Source organism: Nostoc sp. DSM 114161 (assembly GCF_052692665.1).
Map to the genome: position 1 here is coordinate 277,450 of NZ_CP195141.1, position 24,669 is coordinate 302,118.

Consider the following 24,669-nt stretch of genomic DNA (forward strand, 5'->3'; position numbering starts at 1 on the left):
CGGTCAACCTTTGGACTAATGACTAATAACTAATGACTAATGACTAATGACTAAGGACTAAAAATGGTTGAAAGCGTAGTTAAAAATTGGCAAGGAGAAGAAGTCGGCCAGACGAGCTTTGAATTGCGAGTTGCCAAAGAACAAACAGCGTCTCATATTGTACACCGCGCTTTAGTACGGCAATTAAACAACGCTCGTCAAGGAACTGCCAGTACAAAGACTCGTTCGGAAGTTAGAGGTGGCGGACGCAAGCCTTGGCGGCAAAAAGGTACTGGTCGCGCTCGTGCTGGATCGATTCGTTCGCCCCTGTGGCGCGGTGGTGGTGTGATCTTTGGGCCCAAACCCAGAGACTTCAACCTGAAGATGAACCGCAAAGAGCGGCGTCTAGCACTGCGGACAGCATTCCTCGGACGCCTTGACGATTTGATTGTGGTAGAAGAATTTAGCGAACAGCTGTCACGTCCAAAAACCAAAGATTTGGTAGCAGCATTAGCTCGTTGGGGAGCAGGACCAGAAAATAAGACACTATTAATATTGTCTGAATTTCCAGAAAACGTTTATTTGTCAGCCCGCAACATCGAAAATTTGAAGATAATTGCAGCCGACCAGTTAAATGTTTACGATTTACTGCACGCTGACAAGATTGTGCTTACAACATCAGCCTTAGAAAAAATTCAGGAGGTCTACAGTGCCTAACTTTGACCCCCGTGACCTAGCTGACTTAGTGCGTCGCCCAATTGTTACCGAGAAAGCGACGATTCTAATGGAGCAGAATAAATACACCTTTGAAGTAACTCCAAAAGCGTCTAAGCCAGAAATCAAGGCCGCGATCGAAGACTTATTTCAAGTCAAGGTTGTAAAAGTCAATACCGCAGTACCACCACGTAAAAAACGTCGCGTTGGGAAATTTATTGGTTTTAAGCCCCTCTATAAACGAGCGATTGTCACAGTCGCACCAGGAGATGTAGAGAAGATTAGACAAGTTCTATTCCCAGATGTTTAGAAATTTTAGATTTGAGATTTGAGATTGACGAGTTTACTAAAAAAGTACCATCAATGGTTGTAATTAGTTAAATACTCATTAAATCCAAAATCCAAAATCCAAAATTCAGTAAATCGGTCTTGGGAAGTTCCGAACGGCAAAAGCCGCCGCTTAGACTTTCCGCAAAATCTCAAAATCCAAAATAGATTATGGGTACTCGTTCTTATCGCCCTTACACCCCAAGCACTCGGCAAGTTACGATTTCTGACTTTTCAGAAATCACCAAAACTGAGCCAGAGAAATCTCTAACCAAATCCGTACACCGGGCCAAAGGTCGGAATAATCAAGGGCGGATAACCAGTCGTCGCCGGGGTGGCGGACACAAACAGCTTTACCGGATTATTGATTTTAAAAGGGATAAGCGTAATATTCCAGCGCAAGTTATAGCGATCGAATACGATCCTAACCGCAATGCCCGGATTGCACTGTTGCAGTACGAAGATGGCGAAAAGCGCTATATTATCCAACCGAATGGCTTGAAAGTTGGGACAACAATTATTGCTGGCCCTGAATCTCCCTTTGAAGATGGTAATGCCTTACCACTATCCAATATTCCCTTGGGTACTAGCGTTCACAACGTAGAACTGACCCCCGGTAAAGGCGGTCAAATTGTACGTGCGGCTGGTGCTAGCGCTCAAGTAGTGGCAAAAGAAGGTAATTACGTAACTCTCAAGTTGCCTTCAGGAGAAGTCCGATTGATACGGCGCGAGTGCTACGCCACCATTGGGCAAGTAGGCAACACCGACGCGAGAAACCTGAGTGCGGGTAAAGCAGGACGAAATCGCTGGAAAGGGCGTCGTCCTAAGGTCAGAGGTAGCGTCATGAACCCAGTGGATCACCCACATGGTGGTGGTGAAGGTAGAGCGCCTATCGGTAGATCCGGCCCGGTAACACCTTGGGGTAAACCGACTTTGGGTGCAAAGACACGCAATCCTAAGAAACTCAGCAGCAAATATATTGTGCGTCGCCGCCGTAAATCTTCTAAACGCGGTCGCGGCGGTCGTGAATCTTAAAGAGTTAGGAGTTAGGAGTTATGAGTTATGAGTTGAATCTAACTTATTAACTCCTAACTCCTAACTCCTCACTCCTAACTTCTAATTCCAAAATCCAAAATTGAATTATGGGTCGTTCTCTAAAAAAAGGTCCTTTCGTTGCGGATCATCTCCTTAAGAAAATTGAAAAGCTCAACGACAATAACAGAAAAGAAGTTATTAAAACTTGGTCGCGAGCTTCAACAATTTTGCCTTTAATGGTTGGTCATACCATAGCTGTTCATAACGGACGCCAACACGTTCCAGTTTTTGTAAACGAACAAATGGTAGGGCATAAATTGGGTGAATTCGCCCCAACACGCACCTACAGGGGTCATGGCAAAAGTGATAAAAAATCAGGTAGGTAGTCATTAGTCATTAGTCATTGGTCATTAGTCATTAGTCATTAGTTCTCGACGAAGGACAAAGGACAAAAGACTTTTGACAAATGACAAAAGACAAATGACAAAAATGGAGAAAATTATGGCTACTGATACTACTGAAATCAAAGCGATCGCCCGTTTTATACGCATTTCTCCCTTGAAAGTGCGTCGCGTACTCGATCAAATTCGGGGGCGATCCTATAGAGAAGCGTTAATTATTCTGGAATTCATGCCCTATCGCGCCACTGAACCCATATTAAAGGTTCTCAGAAGCGCTGCTGCGAACGCCGAACACAACGCTGGCTTAGATCGGACTCAACTAATAATTACTCAGGCTTATGCCGACCAAGGGCCTGTCCTGAAACGATTCCAACCAAGGGCGCAAGGTAGAGCTTACCAAATCCGCAAGCCGACATGTCATATTACTGTCGCCGTTGGAGCCGCTCCAGAAAAATAACGATTTAGTCAGAAATTTTAGAGGAAGCATTCGTGGGACAGAAAATTCATCCAGTCGGTTTTCGCCTGGGTATTACACAAGAACATCAATCCCGTTGGTTTGCAGTTCCGGAACGTTATCCAGAACTTTTACAAGAAGACCACAAACTCCGTACATACATAGAACAAAAGCTTGGTAGACTTGCTCAAAACAACGCCGGAATTTCCGAAGTACGGATTGAGCGCAAAGCCGACCAAATCGACTTAGAAGTACGCACAGCTAGACCAGGAGTAGTAGTGGGTCGCGGTGGACAAGGGATAGAATCCTTGCGTACTGGGCTCCAAGGGTTATTGGGTAGTAATCGCCAAATTCGCATTAACGTAGTTGAAGTGCAACGAGTTGATGCTGATGCTTACCTAATTGCCGAATACATTGCTCAACAATTGGAACGCCGTGTTTCCTTCCGTCGAGTAGTGCGACAAGCGATTCAGCGTGCCCAACGCGCTGGTGTCCAAGGTATAAAAATCCAAGTCAGTGGGCGGCTCAACGGTGCTGAAATTGCCCGGACAGAGTGGACTCGTGAAGGTAGAGTACCTCTACATACCCTACGGGCTGACATTGACTACTCTTATTGCACGGCAAAAACTATTTACGGCATTTTGGGCATCAAAGTTTGGGTGTTTAAGGGAGAAATTATCCCAGGACAGGAAGAAACTGCACCACCACCCGCAGCTCGCGAACGCGATCGCTCGGATCGGGGCGATCGAGAACGCGAACCCCGTCGCCGTCAACAACAACGCCGTCGCCAACAATTTGAAGATCGTTCAAATGAAGGATAAATGGGAATGGCGCATAGGGTATGGGGCATTGATAATGCCCAATGCCCAATGCCCAATGCCCAGTACCCAGTACCCAGTAGCCAATCATGTTAAGTCCTAGAAGAACTAAATTCCGCAAACAACAACGCGGACGGATGGAGGGACTAGCCAGCCGTGGTAGTACCCTGAACTTCGGTGATTTCGCACTCCAAGCTCAAGAACCTGCTTGGATTACCTCCCGGCAAATAGAAGCTTCTCGTCGAGCAATGACTCGTTATATTCGCCGGGGCGGACAAATCTGGATTCGGATTTTCCCTGATAAGCCTGTAACCATGCGTCCTGCGGAAACCCGGATGGGTTCCGGTAAAGGTTCGCCAGAGTTTTGGGTAGCTGTAGTTAAGCCAGGGCGGATTATGTTTGAAATCGCTGGCGTTTCTGAAGAAATCGCCCGCGAAGCCATGCGCTTGGCTGCATATAAGCTGCCAATAAAAACCAAATTTATTGTGCGCTCTCAACCACAGGAGCAGGAGTAGGTCATGCCTCTTCCCAAAATTTCAGAAGCAAGAGAATTAAGCGACGATAAACTTTCTGAGGAAATTCTTGCTGTCAAAAGACAACTATTCCAGTTGCGCTTGCAAAAAGCCACAAGACAGCTAGACAAGCCCCACCAGTTCCGACATGCTAAGCACCGGCTAGCCCAATTGCTAACGGTGGAAGGAGAACGCAAACGGGCAGCAAATCAACCGCCGCAAGCAGAAAAGTAGGAGATTATGGCAGTCAAAGAACGAGTTGGCTTGGTAGTGAGCGACAAAATGCAAAAAACGGTGGTAGTCGCCGTAGAAAACCGCGCTCCTCACCCCAAGTACGGCAAGATTGTAGTCAACACCCAGCGCTATAAAGTTCACGACGAAGAAAATCAGTGTAAAGTTGGCGATCGCGTCCGCATTCAGGAGACTAGACCCCTGAGTAAAACTAAGCGCTGGAAAATTGCAGAAATCCTGAACGTCAAACCTACTTAAACCTCATAGTTGTTAGTTTTCTGACAACATAACAAGGGAGTACAACCGTGATTCAACCCCAGACTTACTTAAATGTCGCTGATAATAGCGGTGCCCGGAAATTAATGTGTATCCGGGTCTTAGGTGGAGGCAACCGCCGTTATGGTTTTATTGGCGATAAGATTATTGCTGTTGTCAAAGATGCTACACCCAATATGGCTGTAAAAAAGTCTGATGTTGTGGAAGCAGTAATTGTCCGTACTCGTAAAGCCGTAAATCGCGATAGCGGTATGAGCATTCGCTTTGACGATAACGCCGCTGTAATTATTAACAAAGACGGCAATCCTAGAGGTACACGGGTTTTCGGCCCAGTTGCACGGGAACTGCGCGATAAAAACTTCACCAAAATTGTTTCTCTGGCTCCGGAGGTGCTGTAATGGCAACCAAACAGGGTACGCCCAAAGTATTTCACAAAATGCACGTCAAAACTGGCGACACCGTACAAGTAATTGCTGGTAAAGACAAAGGAAAAGTTGGTGAAATTATCCAAGCACTTCCCCAACTGAGTAAAGTTGTCGTCAAAGGTGTCAACATTAAAACTAAGCACGTCAAACCCCAGCAAGAAGGAGAATCAGGGCGGATTGTCACCCAAGAATTCCCCATTCATAGCTCCAACGTCATGCTTTATTCCACCAAGCAAAACGTTGCCAGTCGTGTTTGTTACACTTTTACGCCAGAAGGCAAAAAAGTCAGAAAGCTCAAGAAAACTGGCGAAATTCTAGATAAATAGTTAGAAGTTAGGAATTAAGAGTTAGAAATTAAATTTAACTCATAACTCATAACTGATAACTCATAACTTTGTTCCCTGACCAAGCCCAGGGATATCAGGACAAAAAACTATGGCGACAACAAGACTCAAAAGTTTATATCAAGAGACAATCGTCCCCAAACTAACCCAGCAGTTTCAATTTACCAACATTCATCAAGTACCGAAGTTGGTAAAAATTACTGTTAACCGGGGTTTGGGCGAAGCGGCTCAAAACGCGAAGGCGCTAGAAGCATCTATTAACGAAATTGCGACGATTACCGGTCAAAAACCAGTAGTGACGCGGGCGAAAAAAGCGATCGCTGGCTTTAAAATTCGTCAAGGTATGCCTGTGGGTATTATGGTGACCCTCAGAGGCGAGAGAATGTATGCCTTTCTCGACCGACTCGTTAGCCTGTCGCTGCCCAGAATTAGAGATTTTCGCGGCGTCAGCCCTAAAAGCTTTGACGGACGCGGTAACTATACCCTGGGTGTTAGAGAACAGCTAATTTTTCCAGAGGTCGAGTACGATAGCATCGATCAAGTCCGTGGTTTGGATATTTCCATCATCACCACAGCGAAAAACGACGAAGAGGGTCGCGCCTTACTTAAAGAATTAGGAATGCCCTTTCGCGATCAATAAGTTCATCTATAGAGGGAACGATGGCGGCTAACGACACAATTGCAGATATGCTGACGCGCATCCGCAATGCCAACCTGGCACGGCATCAAACTACACAAGTGCCAGCGACAAAAATGACCCGTAGTATTGCCAGAGTGCTGCGGGAGGAAGGTTTTATTGGTGAATACGAAGAAGCAGGTGATGAAGTAAAACGCAATCTGGTGATTTCCTTGAAATACAAGGGTAAGAATCGTCAGCCTCTGATCACCGCCCTGAAGCGAGTTAGTAAACCAGGTTTGCGTGTTTACTCCAACAAAAAAGAATTACCAAGAGTATTAGGCGGCATCGGCATCGCCATTATTTCCACATCCAGTGGCATTATGACTGACCGCGAAGCGCGGCGTCAGAATTTGGGCGGCGAAGTGCTTTGCTACGTATGGTAGTCAACAAAAGTGAAGAGTTAGGAATGAGGAGTGAAAAGTTAGTCATAAAAACTCATAACTCATAACTCATAACTCATAACTCCATAAAGGACAAAAAGTCATGTCTCGTATTGGTAAACGTCCAATTACTATTCCCGCCAAAGTACAAGTGGCGATCGATGGCACTAAGGTTGTGGTGAAAGGGCCCAAGGGAGAACTTTCTCGCAATTTACCTGCTAACGTTATAGTTTCCCAAGAGGGAGAAGTATTACAAGTAACTCGTCGAGATGATACCCGGACTTCCAGGCAATTACACGGCTTGAGCCGTACTTTAGTTGCCAACATGGTTGAGGGAGTTTCCCAAGGTTTTCAACGCCGTTTGGAAATTCAAGGGGTTGGTTACCGGGCGCAAGTTCAAGGACGTAACCTAGTTTTGAACATGGGTTACAGCCATCAAGTACAAATTGAACCACCAGAAGGAGTTCAGTTTGCCGTAGAAGGTACCACTAACGTCATCGTCAGCGGCTACGACAAAGAAATTGTCGGCAACACAGCAGCTAAAATTCGTGCTGTTCGCGCACCAGAACCTTACAAAGGCAAGGGTATTCGCTATGCCGGTGAAGTGGTAAGACGTAAAGCTGGTAAGACTGGTAAGAGTGGTAAGAAGTAAAGATGAAACTTACTCGTAGAGAATCAAAACAGCGTCGCCATAGACGCGTCCGTGGCAGAGTTATTGGCTCACCAGAACGTCCGCGTTTAGCAGTGTTTCGTTCCAATGAGCATATTTATGCCCAGGTAATTGATGATACGCAGCATCACACCATAGTGGCAGCATCAACTATAGAACCAGAGTTGAAATCGAGTTTAGCTTCAGGCGCTAACCGCGATGCATCGGTGCAAGTTGGTAAGTTGATCGCAGTGCGATCGCTAGAAAAAGGCATCACCAAAGTAGTCTTCGATCGCGGTGGTAACCTATATCATGGTCGTGTCAAAGCCCTAGCTGATGCAGCCCGCGAAGCCGGTTTGGATTTCTAAAGTCATTGGTCATTAGTCATTGGTCATTTAGTCATTGGACAAATGACAAAGGACAAATGACAAAGGACAAATGACAACTGACAAATGACATTAAGAGAACATTGATTATGGCAACAGAGCGTAAAAGTAGAACCAAGCGTGCCAAAAAAGAAGAAACCACTTGGCAAGAGCGGGTAATTCAGATTCGACGCGTGAGTAAGGTCGTTAAAGGCGGTAAAAAACTCAGCTTCCGAGCGATCGTTGTTGTTGGTAACGAACGCGGTCAAGTTGGTGTCGGAGTAGGCAAAGCCTCAGATGTAATTGGAGCAGTGAAAAAAGGTGTAGCCGACGGCAAAAAACACCTCATTGATATCCCAATCACCAAATCCAATTCCATTCCTCATCCCATTGATGGTATCGGTGGCGGTGCAAAAGTAATTATGCGTCCAGCCGCACCTGGTACTGGTGTAATCGCTGGTGGTGCCGTGCGTACAGTATTGGAATTGGCAGGAGTTCGCAACGTCCTAGCTAAGCAACTTGGCTCCAACAATCCGCTTAACAATGCTAGAGCCGCAGTCAACGCTTTGTCTACACTGCGTACTCTTTCTGAAGTTGCCGAAGATCGCGGTATTCCTATTGAAAATCTCTACATCTAATTTAGTCATTAGTCATTGGTCATTTGTTATTTGCTTTGGACAAATGACAAAGGACAAATGACAACTGACTTTCGACATAGGACAAATGACAAACTACAAATGACACTTTTAGCTTATGAGACTCAACGATGTTAAGCCCCAAAAAGGCTCAAAGAAACGCCGCCGCCGTGTAGCTAGGGGTATTTCTGCCGGTCAAGGTGCTAGTGCAGGTCTAGGTATGCGGGGTCAAAAATCTCGCTCTGGTAGTGGTACCAGACCAGGTTTTGAAGGTGGTCAACAGCCATTGTACCGCCGCTTACCAAAACTCAAGGGCTTTCCGATTGTGAATCGCAAGATTTACACTACGATTAATGTAGAGAAGCTAGCCTCCCTTCCCGCTAATACAGAAGTAACTTTGACCTCCTTGGAAGCAGCAGGTATTATCACTGGTGCTAAAGGCCCATTGAAAATTTTGGGTAACGGGGAATTGAGCGTTCCGCTCAAGGTACAAGCGGCAGCTTTCACAGGTACAGCTCGGAGCAAAATTGAGGCAGCTGGTGGGAGTTGTGAAGTCTTATGAGTGAGCCGGAATAGGGCACTTAGATGCAAGCCAACTCGCAGCCAGCGCCTGGTTCACACTAAAGGTAGCACTCTATGATCAGTCGAGACAAAGCCCCAACGGCTCAAGAAACTTTTATGCAGATGGCACAAGCAGCCGGGCTGAGAGGTAGGCTGCTTGTCACCGTCGGTATTTTAATTTTGGTTCGCTTAGGCATCTTCTTGCCTGTGCCAGGGATTGATAGAGGTAGGTTTGCCGCAGCCATCTCAGGCAATAATGCCATATTTGGTTTGTTGGATATCTTTTCCGGGCGAGGACTTTCAACTTTGGGAGTCTTTGCTTTAGGAATTTTGCCCTTCATCAATGCGTCCATTATCATCCAATTGCTCACGGCCGCGATTCCATCTTTAGAAAATTTACAGAAAAATGAAGGTGAAGCAGGCCGGCGAAAAATATCGCAAATTACCCGTTATGTATCTTTGGGGTGGGCAATTATTCAAAGTACGGCTTTTTCGGCATTGTTTTTGCAGCAATTTGCCTTAAACCCAGGACCGCTGTTTGTAGCTGAAACTGCGATCGCCCTCACCGCTGGTTCTATGTTCGTCATGTGGGCATCAGAACTGATTACAGAACGTGGGATTGGCAATGGAGCATCATTGTTGATTTTTGTCAACATTGTTGCATCATTACCAAAAGCTTTAGGCGATACCATCGATTTGGTGCAAGTGGGCGGTCGGGAAACAGTCGGTCGCGTGATCGTGCTAATCTTAGTTTTCCTGGCAACAATTGTTGGTATTGTGGTTGTGCAGGAAGGAATGCGTCGCATCCCAATTATTTCGGCCCGTCGTCAAGTAGGTCGTCGAGTTTTGGCAGAGCAACGTAGCTTCCTACCTTTGCGCCTCAATCAAGGCGGCGTAATGCCAATTATTTTTGCTGCTGCAATCCTCAGTTTGCCACTGTTAATCGCCAATTTCACTAAAAATGCCGAATTGGCCAATATAGTTAACACTTATCTGAGTCCCAGCGGTTCTGGCTCTTGGCTTTATGCCCTAGTGTACATGATATCGATTATTTTCTTCAGCTACTTCTATTCTTCGTTGATTCTCAATCCAGTAGATGTAGCACAAAATCTGAAGAAAATGGGTTCGAGTATTCCTGGTATTCGTCCTGGGAAGGCAACTAGCGAGTATATCGAACGAGTATCAAACCGACTCACTTTTTTGGGTGCGATCTTTTTGGGCTTAGTTGCTATTATCCCAACCGGCGTAGAAAGTGCTTTAGGAGTCCCCACATTTAAGGGATTGGGTGCTACCTCTTTGTTAATTTTAGTTGGTGTGGCGATCGATACGGCAAGACAAATCCAAACTTACGTTATCTCTCAGCGCTATGAAGGAATGGTGAAACAATAGTGACGCGACTAATCTTCTTGGGGCCGCCTGGAGCTGGTAAAGGAACGCAAGCTAAGACATTAGCTGACCATCGGCAAGTTCCCCATGTTTCTACGGGTGACATACTACGCGAAGCATTGTCCAAGCAAACCCGTTTGGGCTTGAAAGCTCAAAGTTATATGGATAAAGGGGAACTAGTCCCAGACATTCTAGTACAGGAAATGGTACAGGAACGTTTGAGTCAGTCAGATGCTAAGCATGGTTGGATTCTCGATGGTTTTCCTCGGACTGTTAAGCAAGCAGTTTTTCTTGAAGAATTGCTCGAACAGCTAGACCAGTCTGGTGAAAAAGTAGTCAGCCTGGAAGTCCCAGATGAGGTAGTAGTAGGGCGTTTACTGGCACGAGGACGAAAAGATGATAGCGAAGAAGTTATTCGTCGTCGTTTAGAAGTTTACCGTGCTGAAACTGCACCTTTAATAAATTATTACCGCGATCGCCAAAAACTCCTAACAGTCAATGGCAACCAGTCCCAAGAAGAAGTCACTGACGAGCTCCAAAAGATAATCGCTTAAGTATGAGGGGGATGAGGGAGCAAGGGAGACAAAAAGAGAAGTCCGAGCGGAGGTTTCCTCGGATGCCTACGGCAACGCCAAGGGCGAACGGAACTTCAAACAGACAAGGAGAATAATTCTTAACTCACTCAGCACTCCCTATGCCCCATGCCCAATGCCCTATGCCCAAATTTAGCTAAAATATATTAAGAAAGTGTTGATATATTTATCAAAGTGTGTTCTGTTGCAGATGAAGTGCTGCAAAGGAACAGGAGATTGTTGAGTTGAGGAAAAAACAAATTGTCTAAGCAAGATTTGATTGAAATGGAAGGCACGGTTACCGAGTCTTTGCCCAATGCGATGTTTCGCGTTGACTTAGACAATGGTTTTAACGTGCTGGCACACATTTCTGGGAAGATTCGCCGCAACTATATTAAGATTTTGCCTGGCGATCGCGTCAAGGTAGAGTTAACCCCCTACGACTTGACTAAAGGCAGAATCACCTACCGACTGAGAAAGAAGTAGATATCATGTAGAGGATTTTACCATAAAAGCATCTTTTTGACTATTTACTAGTCAACTTAGCTGAATAATTCCCCAAGAAATGTTATAATTTAATATTTGGAGTCAAAGTAAAAAAGGCATGAAAGTTAGAGCCTCAGTCAAGAAAATCTGTGAAAAGTGTAATGTGATCAAACGCCGTGGTCGCGTTATGGTGATTTGCGTCAACCCCAAACACAAGCAACGTCAAGGATAAAACTCCGATAGACAGAGGAGTGTTGCAAAACGCATAATCTTTATTAAAACGAAAAAACGGCATTAATCGCGTTTTTTTTAACTACTAGAGAACAATAGGGAGAGTTCATTGTGGCACGTATAGCCGGAGTAGACCTTCCACGCGATAAGCGCGTCGAGATTGGTCTGACTTACATTTACGGAATAGGGTTATCGCGATCGCAAGAAATTCTAGCAACTACAGGTGTAAACCCAGACACCCGCGTTAAAGAGTTGACTGACGGCGATGTAGCCAAATTGCGAGCAGAAATAGAAACCAACTACGAAGTTGAAGGGGATTTGCGCCGCTGGGAGTCGATGAACATCAAGCGCTTAGTTGACATTGGCACCTACAGAGGGCGTCGTCATCGTATGGGCTTACCAGTCAGAGGACAGAGAACTCGCACCAATGCTAGAACCCGTCGAGGCAGAAGGCAGACAGTGGCTGGTAAGAAGAAGGCACCAGGCAAATAAATAATTTGACAACGCTTGCCAAACACAGCAAGTTTCACCTTAAATCAACAAAACAAGTATGGCGAGACAACCAACTAAAAAATCCGGGAGCAAAAAGCAGAAGCGGAATGTCCCCAATGGGATGGCCTATATTCAGTCTACTTTCAACAATAGCATTGTCACCATTACCGATCAAAATGGAGATGTTATCTCCTGGGCTAGTGCTGGTTCTAGCGGCTTTAAGGGAGCGAAAAAGGGAACTCCCTTTGCAGCGCAAACCGCCGCTGAAAGTGCAGCCCGTCGAGCCATCGATCAAGGTATGCGCCAAATTGAGGTAATGGTCAGTGGCCCAGGAGCAGGTAGAGAAACCGCTATCCGCGCACTTCAAGGAGCAGGACTGGAAATTACCTTAATTCGGGATATTACCCCCATTCCTCACAATGGTTGCCGTCCACCCAAGCGCCGTCGAGTTTAATCGTTAAAATTTGGGCGGTGAGAATTATAAGTTGCAGCCAAACTACAGTTAAGTCACTTGTAATGACCGCTTAGTTGTCTAGTGTCGAAACTGCATTGAATTCAGGCTGAAACTTTGGACGGCTTGGGCGACTAGAAGCGTGTCAGATTTTCCTATAGGCAAAGCTGTTAAACTTCGGTCAACCCAAAATATTATTAATCAATTTTGGATTTGTGATTTGCGATTTTAGATTAATCCTCAATATTAGGTGGGGACTTCGTTGATTTTAAATTGATGATAGCGTAGCTAAGCCCATCGAGAATCTTTCAGATTTGTTCCGTCTCAAAAAAGGGAAACAAATTGAAAAAGCACAATCCAAAATCAAAAATCCAAAATCGAAAATTGACACTTAATTCGGGAGGCAATAGATTTGTCTGCTAGCAGCACCTTAAAAAAGGGAGGCTAATCCGTGGCGCAGTTTCAAATTGAATGTGTAGAGTCTAATACTGAAGAAAGCCGCAACCATTACAGTAAATTTGTTTTGGAACCTCTAGAGCGCGGTCAAGGAACAACGGTTGGCAACGCGCTGCGGCGGGTTTTACTGTCCAATCTAGAGGGTACGGCAGTTACAGCAGTCCGGATTGCAGGCGTTTCACATGAGTTTGCTACAGTCCCTGGCGTGCGGGAAGATGTGCTGGAAATCCTCATGAGAATGAAGGAAGTTATCCTGAAAAACTATTCCTCGCAACCCCAAATTGGTAGGTTACTCGTTAACGGTCCAGCAACAATTACTGCGGCGCATTTTGATTTACCTAGTGAAGTAGAAGTCATCGATCCGACCCAGTATGTAGCCACCATCGCCGAAGGTGGAAAGCTGGAAATGGAATTTCGGATCGAGAGAGGTAAAGGTTATCGCACTGTAGAGCGAGGACGTGAAGAAGCTACATCGTTGGACTTTCTTCAAATCGACTCGGTGTTTATGCCAGTGCGAAAAGTAAACTATAGTGTCGAAGAAGCTCGTGGGGATGGGTCAATTACCAAAGACCGACTGTTGTTGGAAGTTTGGACAAATGGCAGTATATCACCGCAAGAAGCACTATCCTCTGCTGCTGGAATCTTGGTAGATTTATTCAACCCGTTGAAAGATATTTCCCTAGAACCAACAGATACAGGTTCGGAAATTTCAGAAGACCCAACTGCTCAGATTCCCATCGAAGAGTTGCAACTTTCTGTACGGGCATATAACTGTCTCAAACGCGCACAAGTGAATTCTGTAGCCGACTTGTTGGATTATACCCAAGAAGACCTCCTAGAAATTAAAAACTTTGGTCAAAAGTCAGCAGAAGAAGTCGTAGAAGCTTTGCAGCGTCGCTTGGGCATCACCTTGCCCCAAGAAAGAGGCTCTAAACACCCTTAAGTGATATCGAGTCAGGTTGATTACTTATCATGTAGACAGACGCTCTGACGCGAAGACGCAAAGACGCGGAGAGTTTTTTGATAAGCGATCGAATTGACATGATATGAAAATTGTTTGTAGTTCATAAGTGCTTAATTATGCGTCACCGTTGTCGCGTCAAACAACTCAGTAAACCAGCAGACCAGCGCCGCGCTTTATTGCGATCGCTCACCACCGAACTCATCCGTCATGGTAAAATTACTACCACTTTAGTTCGCGCTAAAGTTGTACGGAGTGAAGTAGATAAAATGATTACCTTAGCCAAAAACGGCTCCTTGGCTGCACGCCGGGAAGCCCTTGGCTACATCTTCGACAAAGCCCTAGTTCACGCTTTATTTGAACAAGCTCCCACTAGGTATGGAAATCGCCAAGGCGGTTATACCCGTATCGTGCATACCGTACCGCGTCGGGGCGATAATGCCGAGATGGCAATACTTGAGTTGGTTTAAGTCATTGGTCATTGGTCATTGGTCATTAGTCATTAGTCATTAGTCATTAACAAAAGACAACGGACAAATGACAAAGGACGAAAGACAAAGCGCAAAGTCTGAGCGCCGGCTTCCGGCGATCGGAACTTTGTAAGAGAGGACAAAATCTGTATGTTAGAAAGCCACCAGCCTACACAAACTCAGCGAGTAGCCTTGGTAATCCAATACCTTGGCACTCATTTTCATGGCTGGCAAAGGCAAAAGAACCAGCGTACAGTCCAAGAAGAGATCGAAAAAGCGATCGCTACTATTCTCGGACATCATGTGACACTACACGGCGCCGGACGAACCGATGCCGGAGTCCACGCTGCTGCTCAAGTAGCCCATTTTGAAGCAACAGGTTTAATTCCAGCTCGCAAGTGGGCAACAATCCTCAACAGCTATCTGCCATCAGATATATTAATCAGGGCTTCAGCTGGTGTAGATGCCCGTTGGCACGCCCGGTTTAGCGCAGCCTATCGGCGGTATCGCTACACAATATACACTGAAGATCGACTGAACTTGTTCGTGAAACCCTTCAGTTGGCATTATTATTATGCACCCCTGGATGAATCATTAATTCAAGCTGCCCTCAAACCTCTCTTGGGAAAGCATCACTTAGCTGCTTTTCATCGTGCAGGGTCAAAGCGATCGCATTCCTGGGTAGAGGTACAAGCAGCAGAATGTCATCGCAGCGGGCCATTTATCCATATTGAAATACAGGCAGATGGATTTTTGTATGGCATGGTAAGGCTGTTGGTAGGAATGTTGGTACAAGTAGGTTCTGGAGAACGTACACTTTCCAACTTCACCGAACTCTGGAAAGAGGAACGCCGCCAAGAAGTCAAACACGCCGCACCAGCTCAAGGTTTGTGCTTGTTGCGAGTCGGCTATCCAGATTTTCCCTTTCCAAAGGAGATTTGGTACGATACCCTGCCAAAGTTGGTCATTAGTCATTAGTCATTAGTCATTGGTCATTAGCAAACAGCAACTGACAAAGCGCAAAGTCAGAGCGGAGGTTTCCTCCGATCTGAACTTTGTAAGAGAGGACAAACGACAAAGGACAAATGACAAATTACAAAGGACAAAGGACAAATAACAAATGACAATAGTTAAAACTTACCTTCCTCCTCAAGCATCCCTTGAGCGTGAGTGGTACGTAGTAGATGCCACCGATAAACGGCTCGGACGCCTCGCCAGTGAAATCGCTCAAGTCCTCAGAGGCAAAAATAAACCCGAATTTACACCCCACATAGATACAGGTGACTTCGTAATCGTTGTTAATGCTGAGAAAGTAGCAGTCACAGGCAAAAAGCGCACTCAAAAAGTCTACCGTCGCCACTCTGGTCGTCCCGGTGGGATGAAAACAGAAACCTTTGCAAAGCTACAACAGCGCCTACCAGAGCGGATTTTAGAACACGCAGTCAAAGGTATGCTACCCAAAAATAGCCTGGGTAAGCAGTTATTTACCAAACTGAAAGTTTACGCCGGGCCGACTCATCCCCACGAAGCTCAAAAACCCAAAGAATTAAAAATTAGTACAATTCCTGGAGAAGAAAGTTAATGGTAGCAGTAGATACCAATAGCGGACGCGCCGTGTACTGGGGTACTGGTCGCCGTAAGTCAGCAGTAGCAAGAGTACGCCTGGTACCAGGTACTGGGAAACTGACTGTGAATGGTAAAGATGGAGACTTGTATTTCCAATTCAATGCCAATTACCTGGGAGTCATCAAAGCACCCTTAGAAACTTTGGGACTAGAAAACGAATATGACATTTTGGTAAAAGCAGAAGGCGGCGGTTTGACCGGACAGGCTGATTCTGTTCGCTTGGGAGTCGCTCGTGCTTTGTGCCAACTAGACCCAGACAACCGCCCACCTTTGAAAACCGAAGGTTACCTAACTCGCGATCCCAGGGCAAAGGAACGGAAAAAATATGGTTTACACAAAGCCCGGAAAGCGCCTCAGTACTCTAAGCGTTAGGATATGGGGCATTGGGCATTGGGTATGGGGCATGGGACAAGGGGGACAAGGGGGGACAAAGTAGCAATCTTTCTCCCTCATCTGCCTTGTCTTCCTTGTCCTCTAGTCTCCCCAGTGCCCAGTCACCAATCCCTAGCTCTAATTTCAACCAAAAAGTTATAATTTTTATAGATTCACCACAAAAGGAACAATGGCTAAATCTGATATTCATCCCAAGTGGTATCCAGATGCTAAAGTCTACTGTAACGGTCAAGTTGTGATGACCGTTGGCTCTACCAAGCCAGAACTGCACGTAGATGTTTGGTCTGGAAATCACCCATTTTACACTGGTACCCAGAAGATTATTGACACCGAGGGTCGAGTTGAGCGGTTCCTCCGGAAATACGGTATGTCCAGCGAACAAAGCTCCGGCACCAAAAAGAAAAAGTAGCTGGTTGGCTCTGCTGTTAACGACGACCCTGCATTTTTCGGGGTCGATTGTCATTTATATGCTCGAGCCAATTTGTTATTTTTTTAAGGAGCGATCGCACTCGTCATGGCTGAATCATACTTACTGGACAAACTAAAATCCGTTGAACAAACCTTTAATGAATTAACCCGTCGTCTTGGCGACCCCGATACCGCTAGCAATCCTGATGAATATCAACAAATTGCTAAGTCTCGTTCTTCTTTGGAAGAAGTAGTTAATACCTATGAAATTTGGAAAATAGCCCAAGAAGACTTGATCGGAGCGCGTCAGGTATTTAAAGAATCTGCAAGTGACCCAGAACTGCAAGAAATGGCAGCACTGGAAGTAGATGAACTTGAGGAAAAAATAGAATATTTAGAGGCTCGTTTGAAAGTTTTATTGCTGCCTCGCGACCCCAATGATGAAAAGAATATCATGTTGGAAATTCGCGCTGGTACGGGTGGCGATGAAGCCAGTATTTGGGCTGGCGATTTGATGCGGATGTACACTCGCTACGCCCAAACTCAAGGTTGGAAAGTTTCTCTGGTGAGTGAATCTTTGGGAGAAATGGGCGGTTGGAAAGAAGTGATTCTGGAAATTAAAGGTGACGACGTTTACAGTCAGCTAAAGTTTGAAGCTGGAGTGCATCGCGTACAGCGGGTGCCGCTTACAGAAGCAGGTGGACGGGTTCACACTTCCACTGCAACGGTGGCAATTATGCCAGAGGTGGATGATGTGGAAATCCACATTGACCCGAAGGATATTGAAATGACCACGGCTCGTTCTGGTGGTGCTGGCGGACAAAACGTCAACAAGGTGGAGACAGCCGTTGACTTGATGCACAAACCTACAGGAATTCGGATTTTCTGTACGGAAGAACGCAGCCAGTTGCAAAACAAAGAACGGGCGATGCAAATTTTGCGGGCGAAGTTGTATGAAATGAAGTTGCGCGAACAACAAGAAGCTGTAACTTCCATGCGGCGATCGCAAGTTGGAACGGGATCGCGATCGGAAAAAATTCGCACCTACAATTATAAAGATAACCGCGTTACCGACCACCGTTTAGGTCAAAACTATTCTCTTAATCCTGTCTTGGAAGGCGATTTAGAAACTATTATCCAATCTTGCATCTCCCAAGACCAACAGGAACGTCTAGCCGAATTGGCAACTGCTAGCGCTAATTAATTTTTATTAGTAAAAAGTTTCGTAAACCGCTTGTTGTGATGTTGCTTTTAACACATGCAAGCGGTTTTCTAATGCAGCGCAGAGTACATCTTCCATTTGACTGGGATATTGATAATAGGCAAGTTCGTGCTTCATAAGGTAATTTACTCTTGCCCATTCTTTCAGAGTTTGGCTGGTATAAATTAAATTTTCTACTTCTTGTTGCCAACGCCCAAAAATGCGGTAACTGAAAAAGCTACTACAGATGTTACCTGCCCCATCCCAGTAAGAAATACACACCTGATGCTTCAGACATTGGATTTTCTTGATTTGCTTGATGTTATAGCCTTTGGTGTTGAGAGCTTCTTTTGCTTCACGGTTTGAAATTTGCCACTGTTCTGGTTTAATTTTATTAGACGTTATGAAATTTCGACCTTTACGGCGATATTTTTTTATTTGGCGTGGCTTGGAAAACATGATGCACCTTTTGTGTATTGGCAACAATGCCAAATAACCTAGCAGCGTCTATACTCTAGGATTTAAATCAACGTTGCTTAATTACAATGTTTATTTAAAGTATCATTAACAATTAAAGTTGTCAACAATAAACTAAAATTTTAAAGTTTCTCACTAAACTAATAAATGCAGTTGACTAGCTACACAAGCAGTGAACATCGAAAGCAGAGAAAAACTGATTGAAATCATCAAACTAGCTCGCGGTTCCATGAGCCAGCGGGCTTTTGGCAAGCTTTTGGGAGTTTCTGCTACAGCTGTTCAGTTGTGGGAAAAGGGTGTAAATGTGCCAGACACAGAATATTTGGCAAAAATCGCAGCGAGAGCGGGTTACACACTCCAAGAGTTACTTAGTTGCTTGGATGGCAAGCCGATACAAGAAACCTCAGATTTAAGTTTGATTCTCAGACAAATACAGCACATGCCTCTTAGCCAAGTTGCTCAAATCGTTCAGGCTGCGGCTGATAGGTTTGCTGCTGTGGCTGAAGCGTCAGGCGACGAAGCAAAGGCCAGTTGAATATTTGTTCATAATTAAAAGAGAATTCAGAATTCAGAATTCAGCAATGCAATCAGTGTAGGATTTAGGCTGCCACTGTCTTATTGACAAACAAATTTTTAATTTCATAGGGACTTAAACCTAGTAATTCACAAGCCATTCTGAATTCTGACTCTTGAATTCTTACGATTGATTTATATGGATATGGACAAACCTGGTTTGTATGACCAAGACTTCTATGGCTGGACACAGCAGCAGGCTAAAGTGTTAGAGCAGAGGCTAGTTACGGAACTAGACTGGGAACACCTGCAAGAGGAAATTCAAGCTTTGGGCAGACAGGAGTATCGGGAACTTGTGAGCCGTCTGAGTGTATTACTCGGTCATCTCTTGAAGTGGGAATATCAACCCGAACAACGCTCTCGCAGTTGGTTTTTAACAATTCCAGAACAGCGTCGTGCCATTGGCAGGCATTTACGGCAGAACCCTAGCTTAAAGTCTCGAATAGAAGAAGCTTTGTTAGATGGCTTTGAAGCTGGAGTAGATTTAGCGCTACGAGAAACTAACTTACCATTACGAACTTTTCCAGAGAATTACCCCTATTTATTTGATGATGCGATCGCAGAAAATTTTCTGTGCGATACTCGTCAAGATTGGGAAGGATAATTACTACCATTTTTTTTAATTAATTTATTACATACAAATTGCCAAAATGCTTAAGGCATCGCCTTGGGAAAGATATAATCCAGGACAGATCCCCGACTTTTTCGAGAAGTCGGGGATTTGTATTTAAGCCTAAATATAACTACTGGCGACTCAGTATAAATAGTTTTAAAATGGGGAGCATCGAATTTGGACAGGTGCAGCTATGTCGTTACGCAATGAACCATTAGATTGGCAGATCGAAGTTAATAGCCCTTACGTACCTATTTACCACAAAGGTGATTTAGTTGGTTTTTTCAAACAAGAGTATGCTAGTGAAGTTATTAAATTCCTCAACGAAGAAGAAGTTTTAAAAAAAGCACTAAAAATGGCTTGTACTGATTTAATTAAAAAAATAGGCGGCGATACAAGTAAAGTTAATTATTTAATGGAAAAATATGTAAAAACTAGCGAACGTCCCAAATATGGAACTAGAGCGATCGCTGTGTTATTGCGCGATCGCCAAAAGGAACTCGATTTAAGTAATCAAGAGTTTGCTAAATTTTGCGATACTTTTAAACTATCACCCACTGAACTGAATAATATTTATGCTGGAGAACCATTTGATGATAGTTTGTTAGCACCACTTTCACGGATATTAGGAATAGCAAAAGAACGGTTGCTAGAAGTGCGAAATGGTTCAGAAAAAGAAAGTAATCTATAAACAGTAAACGAAAATTCCTAAATGGTAAAAAATTATCAAGGCAGACAAAGTTGCTGAAGGGTTAGATTTAACAATAAAACAAGCCCACAACCCAAAACTGTTTTTTCAGGGCTTCCAAGAAAGGGAGCGCACACCAAATTTAAATTCATACCCGTCTTATTAAAATCAGGGGTAGCTGGGGAACAAGTGCCTGCCACCTGTGATTTAAGTGTTAAAGAAGTCAAATAAGTAACAAAAAGCCAGTTTTAACAGGGATGCGATAATTTAAATGACTTAGCTCAAGCTAAATTTAATTTGCAGTTCCACAACTTTCCAGGGACGAATTTATAGTTAATTTTTGTTAATATTGGAAGCGGTGTTACTACTTCGTCCTCAATCACCCACTCCCTACCTGAGAGAAACTTAATGCTGCGACTCGAACATATTAGTAAAATTTATCCTACAGGCGAAGTTCTCAAAGATATCAACTGGGAAGTTAAACCAGGCGATCGCATTGGCTTAGTCGGTGTCAACGGTGCTGGAAAATCTACCCAACTCAAAATTATCACTGGGGAAATGGAACCCACAGCTGGGGAAATCATTCGTCCTGCCAGCTTACACATAGCTTACCTCAACCAAGAGTTTGAAGTAGACCCCACGCGCACCGTTAGAGAAGAATTTTGGACAGTTTTTAAAGAAGCCAACCAAGTACAGTTATCTCTAACGGAAGTACAACGCGAGATGGAAACCGCTACTCCAGAGGAACTCGAACGGCTAATCAACAAATTGGATCGTTTACAGCGACAATTTGAAGCTTTGGATGGCTATGGCTTAGACGCACGCATTGGGAAAATCTTACCAGAAATGGGATTTGGAGTAGAAGATGGCGATCGCCTTGTCAGTGCTTTTAGTGGCGGCTGGCAAATGCGGATGAGTTTGGGTAAAATCCTCCTACAAAAACCTGACTTATTACTGCTGGACGAACCAACTAACCATCTGGATTTGGAAACCATTGAGTGGCTGGAAAATTACCTCAAGGGACTAATTACTCCGATGGTTATAGTCTCCCATGACCGGGAATTTCTTGACCGTCTGTGCACCCAAATAGTGGAAACTGAACGCGGTGTTTCTAGTACTTACCTCGGCAATTATTCTGCATATTTGCAACAGAAAGCCGAAAATCAATCAGCACAACTGAGTGCTTACGAACGCCAGCAGAAAGAGTTAGAAAAACAACAAGTTTTTGTCGATCGATTTCGTGCCAGTGCTACCCGCAGTACCCAGGCAAAAAGCCGGGAAAAGCAACTGGAAAAAATTGAGCGTATCGAAGCACCTGTAGCTGGAGTAAGAACTCTACACTTTCGTTTTCCTCCTGCACCCCGCAGCGGACGCGAAGTGGTAAACATCAAAGATTTTACTCATATCTATGATGATAAGATTTTGTTTTTGGGAGCGAATCTCTTAATTGAAAGAGGCGATCGCATTGCTTTTCTCGGCCCCAATGGTGCTGGAAAATCTACACTTCTGCGCGTAATTATGGGTATGGAACCGCCGACAGAAGGTACTGTTCAATTAGGCGATCATAACGTGATTCCTGGTTACTTTGAACAAAATCAAGCTGAAGCTTTGGACTTGAAGAGAACTGTTATGGAAACAATCCATGATGAAGTTCCCGATTGGAAAAATGAAGAAGTCCGCACGCTATTAGGGCGATTTTTATTTAGTGGTGACACAGTATTTAAGGCAGTTGGGGCATTAAGTGGAGGAGAAAAAGCTCGTTTGGCATTGGCAAAAATGCTTTTACGTCCTGCCAACTTATTAATCTTGGATGAGCCGACAAATCACTTAGATATTCCAGCAAAAGAAATGCTGGAAGAAGCCCTGCAAAATTATGACGGTACGGCAATTGTTGTATCCCATGACCGATACTTTATCTCTCAAGTAGCCAACAAAATTGTCGAGATTAGAGATGGAGAATTCCGCGTTTATTTAGGAGATTATCATTACTATCTCCAAAAAATTGCCGAAGAAAAAGAAGAAGCTAGGTTAGCTGCAATAGAAGCCGAGAAAGCTGCTAAGAAAGCTGCTAAAGCTACCAAATCTGCCACAAAAAGAAAATGATCGACTGGAAAATTGCTTACTAGTTAAGCTCAACGCTTATCATTTGCCAGTTTTCTGTTTTAAGAACTACTTTGTCCTACAGTTATCAGTGACCAATTATCAATGTTACTGATAACTGTTAAATTTCCCTGACTTAAATATTTAAGATACAGCTAATAACTGGTAAGTTGTTTAATAATGTTAATTAAACTAACACCATCAAATATCGCATTTTTTACCAAAACTGTTATTCTTCATCATCATTGAAGTATGGGTTATTACCAACAAATGGCATACAATAGACCTCCTGCAAAAGTTACTTTTGCAAGAGGGGGGAAAGGTAAAAGGTTAAAGGGAAAAGGGTTTTTATGAGCCGCTTTCCCCTTTACCCCTTACCCTTTTCCCCAATAAAAGCAAGAAGTCTAATGAACAACCTCACAAATTGATATGCAACTTAAATCGATCGCAGGCTACTAAACGATCGCTGATTATTCAAGCTCGAAAACATCATAGAAAAATTACTAATATTTAAAAAATGTCTCAAAAAGCTGCAAGTCGTTCATAAAAGAAGTTAATAAGCAGAAATTCACTTGCGGCAGCGATTAGCAATGGTATCATTCGGGTATTACAAAAAGTAAAGGGCAATTTTACTATGACCAAAGCACCTGTTGCTCCTGTGGTGCTAGTCATTTTAGACGGATGGGGCTACTGCGAGCAGACGCGAGGAAACGCTATTGTTGCTGCGAAAACTCCCATTGTGGACAGTCTATGGGCAGCTTACCCGCATACCCTCATCCACACATCAGGAAAAGCCGTAGGGTTGCCAGATGGTCAAATGGGCAACTCAGAAGTTGGCCATTTGAACATTGGTGCTGGGCGAGTAGTACCGCAAGAACTGGTACGCATCTCTGATGCGGTCGAAGATGGTTCTATTCTCTCAAACCCAGCACTTGTCAAAATTTGCCAGGAAGTTCGCTCTCGCAATGGCAAGCTGCATCTAGTAGGGCTTTGTTCTGAGGGAGGGGTACATTCCCATATCACCCATCTGTTTGGACTACTTGACTTAGCTAAAGAGCAGCGAATTTCAGAAGTTTGTATCCATGCGATTACCGATGGCCGCGACACCGCTCCAACGGAGGGTGTAAAAGCGATCGCCATGCTAGAAGATTATATAGACCGCATAGGAATCGGGCGCATAGTCACCCTCAGCGGTCGGTACTACGCGATGGATCGCGATCGCCGCTGGGATCGGGTAAAACGAGCCTACGATGTGATGACACAAGAGGGCGTGGTTGATAACCGTAAGGCTGTAGAAATCTTGCAAGCATCTTACGCCGAAGGGGTAAAAGATGAATTTGTCAACCCCGTTAGAATTGCTCCTGGTGCGATAGAAGCAGGGGATGGAGTGATATTTTTCAACTTCCGCCCCGACCGGGCCAGACAACTAACTCAAGCCTTTGTCAGCCCTGAATTTAACGGTTTTGAAAGACAGCAAATAAAACCGCTGTCTTTTGTCACTTTTACCCAATACGACCCAGACTTAAGCGTGGCTGTGGCTTTTGAGCCGCAGAACCTGAATAATATTCTGGGGCAAGTAATAGCCGATCGCAATCTCAAGCAATTCCGCACCGCCGAAACTGAAAAATACGCCCACGTCACGTATTTTTTTAATGGCGGTTTGGAGGAACCTTTTCTTGGGGAAGACCGGGAATTAGTCAGCAGCCCAATGGTAGCGACTTACGACCACGCCCCAGCGATGTCAGCAACCGCAGTTACAGACGTAGCGATCGCTGCCATTCAAAAAGGTTTATATTCTTTAGTTGTGATTAATTATGCCAATCCAGACATGGTAGGGCATACTGGTCAGATTGAAGCCACCATTACAGCCATTGAAACAGTCGATCGCTGTTTGGGACGCTTATTAGAGAGCGTTAGCAAAGCTGGCGGCACAACACTTATTACTGCCGATCATGGCAACGCTGAGTATATGCTAGATGAAGAGGGTAACCCCTGGACAGCTCACACAACTAATCCAGTCCCCTTTATCCTCGTGGAAGGAGAAAAAGTTAAAATCCCTGGATATGGTACAAATGTCGAACTGCGAAACGATGGCAAGCTAGCCGACATCGCCCCCACCATTCTAGAGATTTTACAGCTGCCTCAACCACCAGAAATGACAGGGCGATCGCTGCTGAAAACAGCAGAATATGACTTACAACGCACTCGCACCCCCGTGCAAGTCGGCTTGTAAAAAAGTTAAGAGTGAAGAGTTAATAGTGAGGAGTTAATAGTGAAGACCGATAAATTCAGACTTTCCT

The 24,669-nt window shown here is 44.6% G+C and carries 36 protein-coding genes; 35 read left to right on the forward strand and 1 reads right to left on the reverse strand.

Features of this window, described 5'->3' with window-relative positions; genetic code table 11:
• The first annotated feature begins 63 nt into the window (after positions 1 to 63).
• The 30 genes from rplD to prfA all read left to right on the forward strand — a co-directional run bounded on the left by rplD (position 64) and on the right by prfA (position 17,921).
• Positions 64 to 696 carry a 50S ribosomal protein L4 gene (gene rplD / locus NSTC745_RS01170; RefSeq protein ID WP_445635537.1) on the forward strand — a complete coding sequence of 211 codons (633 nt, stop codon included), beginning with the start codon at positions 64 to 66 and terminating at the stop codon, positions 694 to 696.
• Positions 689 to 1,003: a 50S ribosomal protein L23 gene (locus tag NSTC745_RS01175; RefSeq protein ID WP_445635538.1), complete on the forward strand. Its 315-nt coding sequence runs from the start codon at positions 689 to 691 to the stop codon at positions 1,001 to 1,003. Before rplD ends, NSTC745_RS01175 begins: the two co-directional genes overlap by 8 nt.
• Before the next feature lie 188 nt (positions 1,004 to 1,191).
• Positions 1,192 to 2,055 (forward strand): 50S ribosomal protein L2, encoded by an 864-nt coding sequence (rplB, locus tag NSTC745_RS01180; protein ID WP_445635539.1) that lies wholly within the window; start codon positions 1,192 to 1,194, stop codon positions 2,053 to 2,055.
• A 107-nt stretch (positions 2,056 to 2,162) separates the two neighbouring features.
• Positions 2,163 to 2,441, forward strand: a complete 279-nt coding sequence (gene rpsS, locus NSTC745_RS01185) for a 30S ribosomal protein S19 (RefSeq protein WP_073641947.1) — start codon at positions 2,163 to 2,165, stop codon at positions 2,439 to 2,441.
• A gap of 115 nt (positions 2,442 to 2,556) precedes the next feature.
• Positions 2,557 to 2,913 (forward strand): 50S ribosomal protein L22, encoded by a 357-nt coding sequence (gene rplV, locus NSTC745_RS01190; protein WP_445635540.1) that lies wholly within the window; start codon positions 2,557 to 2,559, stop codon positions 2,911 to 2,913.
• Positions 2,914 to 2,945: 32 nt separating this feature from the next.
• Complete coding sequence (gene rpsC / locus NSTC745_RS01195; RefSeq protein ID WP_096536974.1) at positions 2,946 to 3,731, forward strand: 30S ribosomal protein S3; 786 nt, start codon at positions 2,946 to 2,948, stop codon at positions 3,729 to 3,731.
• Between the two features lie 86 nt (positions 3,732 to 3,817).
• Complete coding sequence (gene rplP / locus NSTC745_RS01200) at positions 3,818 to 4,243, forward strand: 50S ribosomal protein L16 (protein WP_096536973.1); 426 nt, start codon at positions 3,818 to 3,820, stop codon at positions 4,241 to 4,243.
• Positions 4,244 to 4,246: 3 nt separating this feature from the next.
• The gene (gene rpmC, locus NSTC745_RS01205) at positions 4,247 to 4,474 is read left to right on the forward strand and encodes a 50S ribosomal protein L29 (RefSeq protein WP_445635541.1); all 228 of its coding nucleotides are present in this window, start codon (positions 4,247 to 4,249) and stop codon (positions 4,472 to 4,474) included.
• A 6-nt stretch (positions 4,475 to 4,480) separates the two neighbouring features.
• Positions 4,481 to 4,729 carry a 30S ribosomal protein S17 gene (gene rpsQ, locus NSTC745_RS01210; RefSeq protein WP_445635542.1) on the forward strand — a complete coding sequence of 83 codons (249 nt, stop codon included), beginning with the start codon at positions 4,481 to 4,483 and terminating at the stop codon, positions 4,727 to 4,729.
• A 47-nt stretch (positions 4,730 to 4,776) separates the two neighbouring features.
• Entirely contained in the window at positions 4,777 to 5,145 is a 369-nt protein-coding gene (rplN, locus tag NSTC745_RS01215; protein ID WP_073641953.1) for a 50S ribosomal protein L14, read from the forward strand.
• Positions 5,145 to 5,498: a 50S ribosomal protein L24 gene (gene rplX / locus NSTC745_RS01220; protein WP_190954643.1), complete on the forward strand. Its 354-nt coding sequence runs from the start codon at positions 5,145 to 5,147 to the stop codon at positions 5,496 to 5,498. Before rplN ends, rplX begins: the two co-directional genes overlap by 1 nt.
• Positions 5,499 to 5,607: 109 nt before the next feature.
• Positions 5,608 to 6,156: a 50S ribosomal protein L5 gene (rplE, locus tag NSTC745_RS01225; RefSeq protein ID WP_445635543.1), complete on the forward strand. Its 549-nt coding sequence runs from the start codon at positions 5,608 to 5,610 to the stop codon at positions 6,154 to 6,156.
• Between the two features lie 20 nt (positions 6,157 to 6,176).
• Positions 6,177 to 6,578 carry a 30S ribosomal protein S8 gene (gene rpsH / locus NSTC745_RS01230; RefSeq protein ID WP_445635544.1) on the forward strand — a complete coding sequence of 134 codons (402 nt, stop codon included), beginning with the start codon at positions 6,177 to 6,179 and terminating at the stop codon, positions 6,576 to 6,578.
• Positions 6,579 to 6,678: 100 nt separating this feature from the next.
• On the forward strand, positions 6,679 to 7,227 hold the full coding sequence (rplF, locus tag NSTC745_RS01235) for a 50S ribosomal protein L6 (RefSeq protein WP_096536967.1): 549 nt from the start codon (positions 6,679 to 6,681) through the stop codon (positions 7,225 to 7,227).
• 2 nt (positions 7,228 to 7,229) lie between these two features.
• Positions 7,230 to 7,592, forward strand: a complete 363-nt coding sequence (gene rplR, locus NSTC745_RS01240; protein WP_445635545.1) for a 50S ribosomal protein L18 — start codon at positions 7,230 to 7,232, stop codon at positions 7,590 to 7,592.
• Between the two features lie 107 nt (positions 7,593 to 7,699).
• Positions 7,700 to 8,227: a 30S ribosomal protein S5 gene (gene rpsE, locus NSTC745_RS01245; protein ID WP_096536965.1), complete on the forward strand. Its 528-nt coding sequence runs from the start codon at positions 7,700 to 7,702 to the stop codon at positions 8,225 to 8,227.
• A gap of 115 nt (positions 8,228 to 8,342) precedes the next feature.
• Entirely contained in the window at positions 8,343 to 8,786 is a 444-nt protein-coding gene (gene rplO / locus NSTC745_RS01250) for a 50S ribosomal protein L15 (protein ID WP_096536964.1), read from the forward strand.
• Positions 8,787 to 8,860: 74 nt separating this feature from the next.
• Positions 8,861 to 10,174 carry a preprotein translocase subunit SecY gene (gene secY, locus NSTC745_RS01255; protein WP_096536963.1) on the forward strand — a complete coding sequence of 438 codons (1,314 nt, stop codon included), beginning with the start codon at positions 8,861 to 8,863 and terminating at the stop codon, positions 10,172 to 10,174.
• Positions 10,174 to 10,725, forward strand: coding sequence for an adenylate kinase (locus NSTC745_RS01260; RefSeq protein ID WP_445635546.1), 552 nt, complete (start codon positions 10,174 to 10,176; stop codon positions 10,723 to 10,725). Before secY ends, NSTC745_RS01260 begins: the two co-directional genes overlap by 1 nt.
• Before the next feature lie 279 nt (positions 10,726 to 11,004).
• Entirely contained in the window at positions 11,005 to 11,229 is a 225-nt protein-coding gene (gene infA / locus NSTC745_RS01265; RefSeq protein WP_006276978.1) for a translation initiation factor IF-1, read from the forward strand.
• Between the two features lie 118 nt (positions 11,230 to 11,347).
• Complete coding sequence (gene rpmJ, locus NSTC745_RS01270; protein ID WP_015129703.1) at positions 11,348 to 11,461, forward strand: 50S ribosomal protein L36; 114 nt, start codon at positions 11,348 to 11,350, stop codon at positions 11,459 to 11,461.
• Positions 11,462 to 11,571: 110 nt separating this feature from the next.
• Complete coding sequence (rpsM, locus tag NSTC745_RS01275; protein ID WP_445635547.1) at positions 11,572 to 11,952, forward strand: 30S ribosomal protein S13; 381 nt, start codon at positions 11,572 to 11,574, stop codon at positions 11,950 to 11,952.
• Positions 11,953 to 12,010: 58 nt separating this feature from the next.
• Positions 12,011 to 12,406 carry a 30S ribosomal protein S11 gene (gene rpsK / locus NSTC745_RS01280; protein ID WP_010998331.1) on the forward strand — a complete coding sequence of 132 codons (396 nt, stop codon included), beginning with the start codon at positions 12,011 to 12,013 and terminating at the stop codon, positions 12,404 to 12,406.
• A 448-nt stretch (positions 12,407 to 12,854) separates the two neighbouring features.
• Positions 12,855 to 13,802 carry a DNA-directed RNA polymerase subunit alpha gene (locus NSTC745_RS01285; RefSeq protein ID WP_096536960.1) on the forward strand — a complete coding sequence of 316 codons (948 nt, stop codon included), beginning with the start codon at positions 12,855 to 12,857 and terminating at the stop codon, positions 13,800 to 13,802.
• 137 nt (positions 13,803 to 13,939) lie between these two features.
• Positions 13,940 to 14,290, forward strand: coding sequence for a 50S ribosomal protein L17 (rplQ, locus tag NSTC745_RS01290; RefSeq protein WP_445635548.1), 351 nt, complete (start codon positions 13,940 to 13,942; stop codon positions 14,288 to 14,290).
• A 150-nt stretch (positions 14,291 to 14,440) separates the two neighbouring features.
• Entirely contained in the window at positions 14,441 to 15,268 is an 828-nt protein-coding gene (gene truA / locus NSTC745_RS01295) for a tRNA pseudouridine(38-40) synthase TruA (protein WP_445635549.1), read from the forward strand.
• Positions 15,269 to 15,416: 148 nt separating this feature from the next.
• On the forward strand, positions 15,417 to 15,872 hold the full coding sequence (gene rplM / locus NSTC745_RS01300) for a 50S ribosomal protein L13 (RefSeq protein ID WP_445638502.1): 456 nt from the start codon (positions 15,417 to 15,419) through the stop codon (positions 15,870 to 15,872).
• Entirely contained in the window at positions 15,872 to 16,288 is a 417-nt protein-coding gene (gene rpsI / locus NSTC745_RS01305; RefSeq protein ID WP_096536956.1) for a 30S ribosomal protein S9, read from the forward strand. The genes rplM and rpsI overlap by 1 nt, the downstream gene beginning before the upstream one ends.
• Positions 16,289 to 16,478: 190 nt before the next feature.
• The gene (gene rpmE, locus NSTC745_RS01310) at positions 16,479 to 16,718 is read left to right on the forward strand and encodes a 50S ribosomal protein L31 (RefSeq protein WP_096536955.1); all 240 of its coding nucleotides are present in this window, start codon (positions 16,479 to 16,481) and stop codon (positions 16,716 to 16,718) included.
• Between the two features lie 105 nt (positions 16,719 to 16,823).
• Complete coding sequence (gene prfA / locus NSTC745_RS01315; protein ID WP_445635550.1) at positions 16,824 to 17,921, forward strand: peptide chain release factor 1; 1,098 nt, start codon at positions 16,824 to 16,826, stop codon at positions 17,919 to 17,921.
• A gap of 6 nt (positions 17,922 to 17,927) precedes the next feature.
• Here the strand turns inward: prfA and NSTC745_RS01320 are convergent, their stop codons facing one another.
• Positions 17,928 to 18,377, reverse strand: coding sequence for a hypothetical protein (locus NSTC745_RS01320; RefSeq protein WP_445635551.1), 450 nt, complete (start codon positions 18,375 to 18,377; stop codon positions 17,928 to 17,930).
• Between the two features lie 190 nt (positions 18,378 to 18,567).
• Here NSTC745_RS01320 and NSTC745_RS01325 point away from each other — a divergent pair, with 190 nt between their 5' ends.
• The 5 genes from NSTC745_RS01325 to gpmI all read left to right on the forward strand — a co-directional run bounded on the left by NSTC745_RS01325 (position 18,568) and on the right by gpmI (position 24,602).
• On the forward strand, positions 18,568 to 18,930 hold the full coding sequence (locus NSTC745_RS01325; protein WP_190954657.1) for a helix-turn-helix domain-containing protein: 363 nt from the start codon (positions 18,568 to 18,570) through the stop codon (positions 18,928 to 18,930).
• Positions 18,931 to 19,113: 183 nt separating this feature from the next.
• Positions 19,114 to 19,572, forward strand: coding sequence for a DUF29 domain-containing protein (locus NSTC745_RS01330; RefSeq protein ID WP_445638503.1), 459 nt, complete (start codon positions 19,114 to 19,116; stop codon positions 19,570 to 19,572).
• 202 nt (positions 19,573 to 19,774) lie between these two features.
• Positions 19,775 to 20,272, forward strand: a complete 498-nt coding sequence (locus tag NSTC745_RS01335; protein ID WP_445635552.1) for a hypothetical protein — start codon at positions 19,775 to 19,777, stop codon at positions 20,270 to 20,272.
• Positions 20,273 to 20,677: 405 nt separating this feature from the next.
• The gene (locus NSTC745_RS01340) at positions 20,678 to 22,372 is read left to right on the forward strand and encodes an ABC-F family ATP-binding cassette domain-containing protein (RefSeq protein WP_445635553.1); all 1,695 of its coding nucleotides are present in this window, start codon (positions 20,678 to 20,680) and stop codon (positions 22,370 to 22,372) included.
• Positions 22,373 to 23,003: 631 nt separating this feature from the next.
• Positions 23,004 to 24,602: a 2,3-bisphosphoglycerate-independent phosphoglycerate mutase gene (gene gpmI / locus NSTC745_RS01345; RefSeq protein WP_445635554.1), complete on the forward strand. Its 1,599-nt coding sequence runs from the start codon at positions 23,004 to 23,006 to the stop codon at positions 24,600 to 24,602.
• Positions 24,603 to 24,669 lie beyond the last annotated feature (67 nt).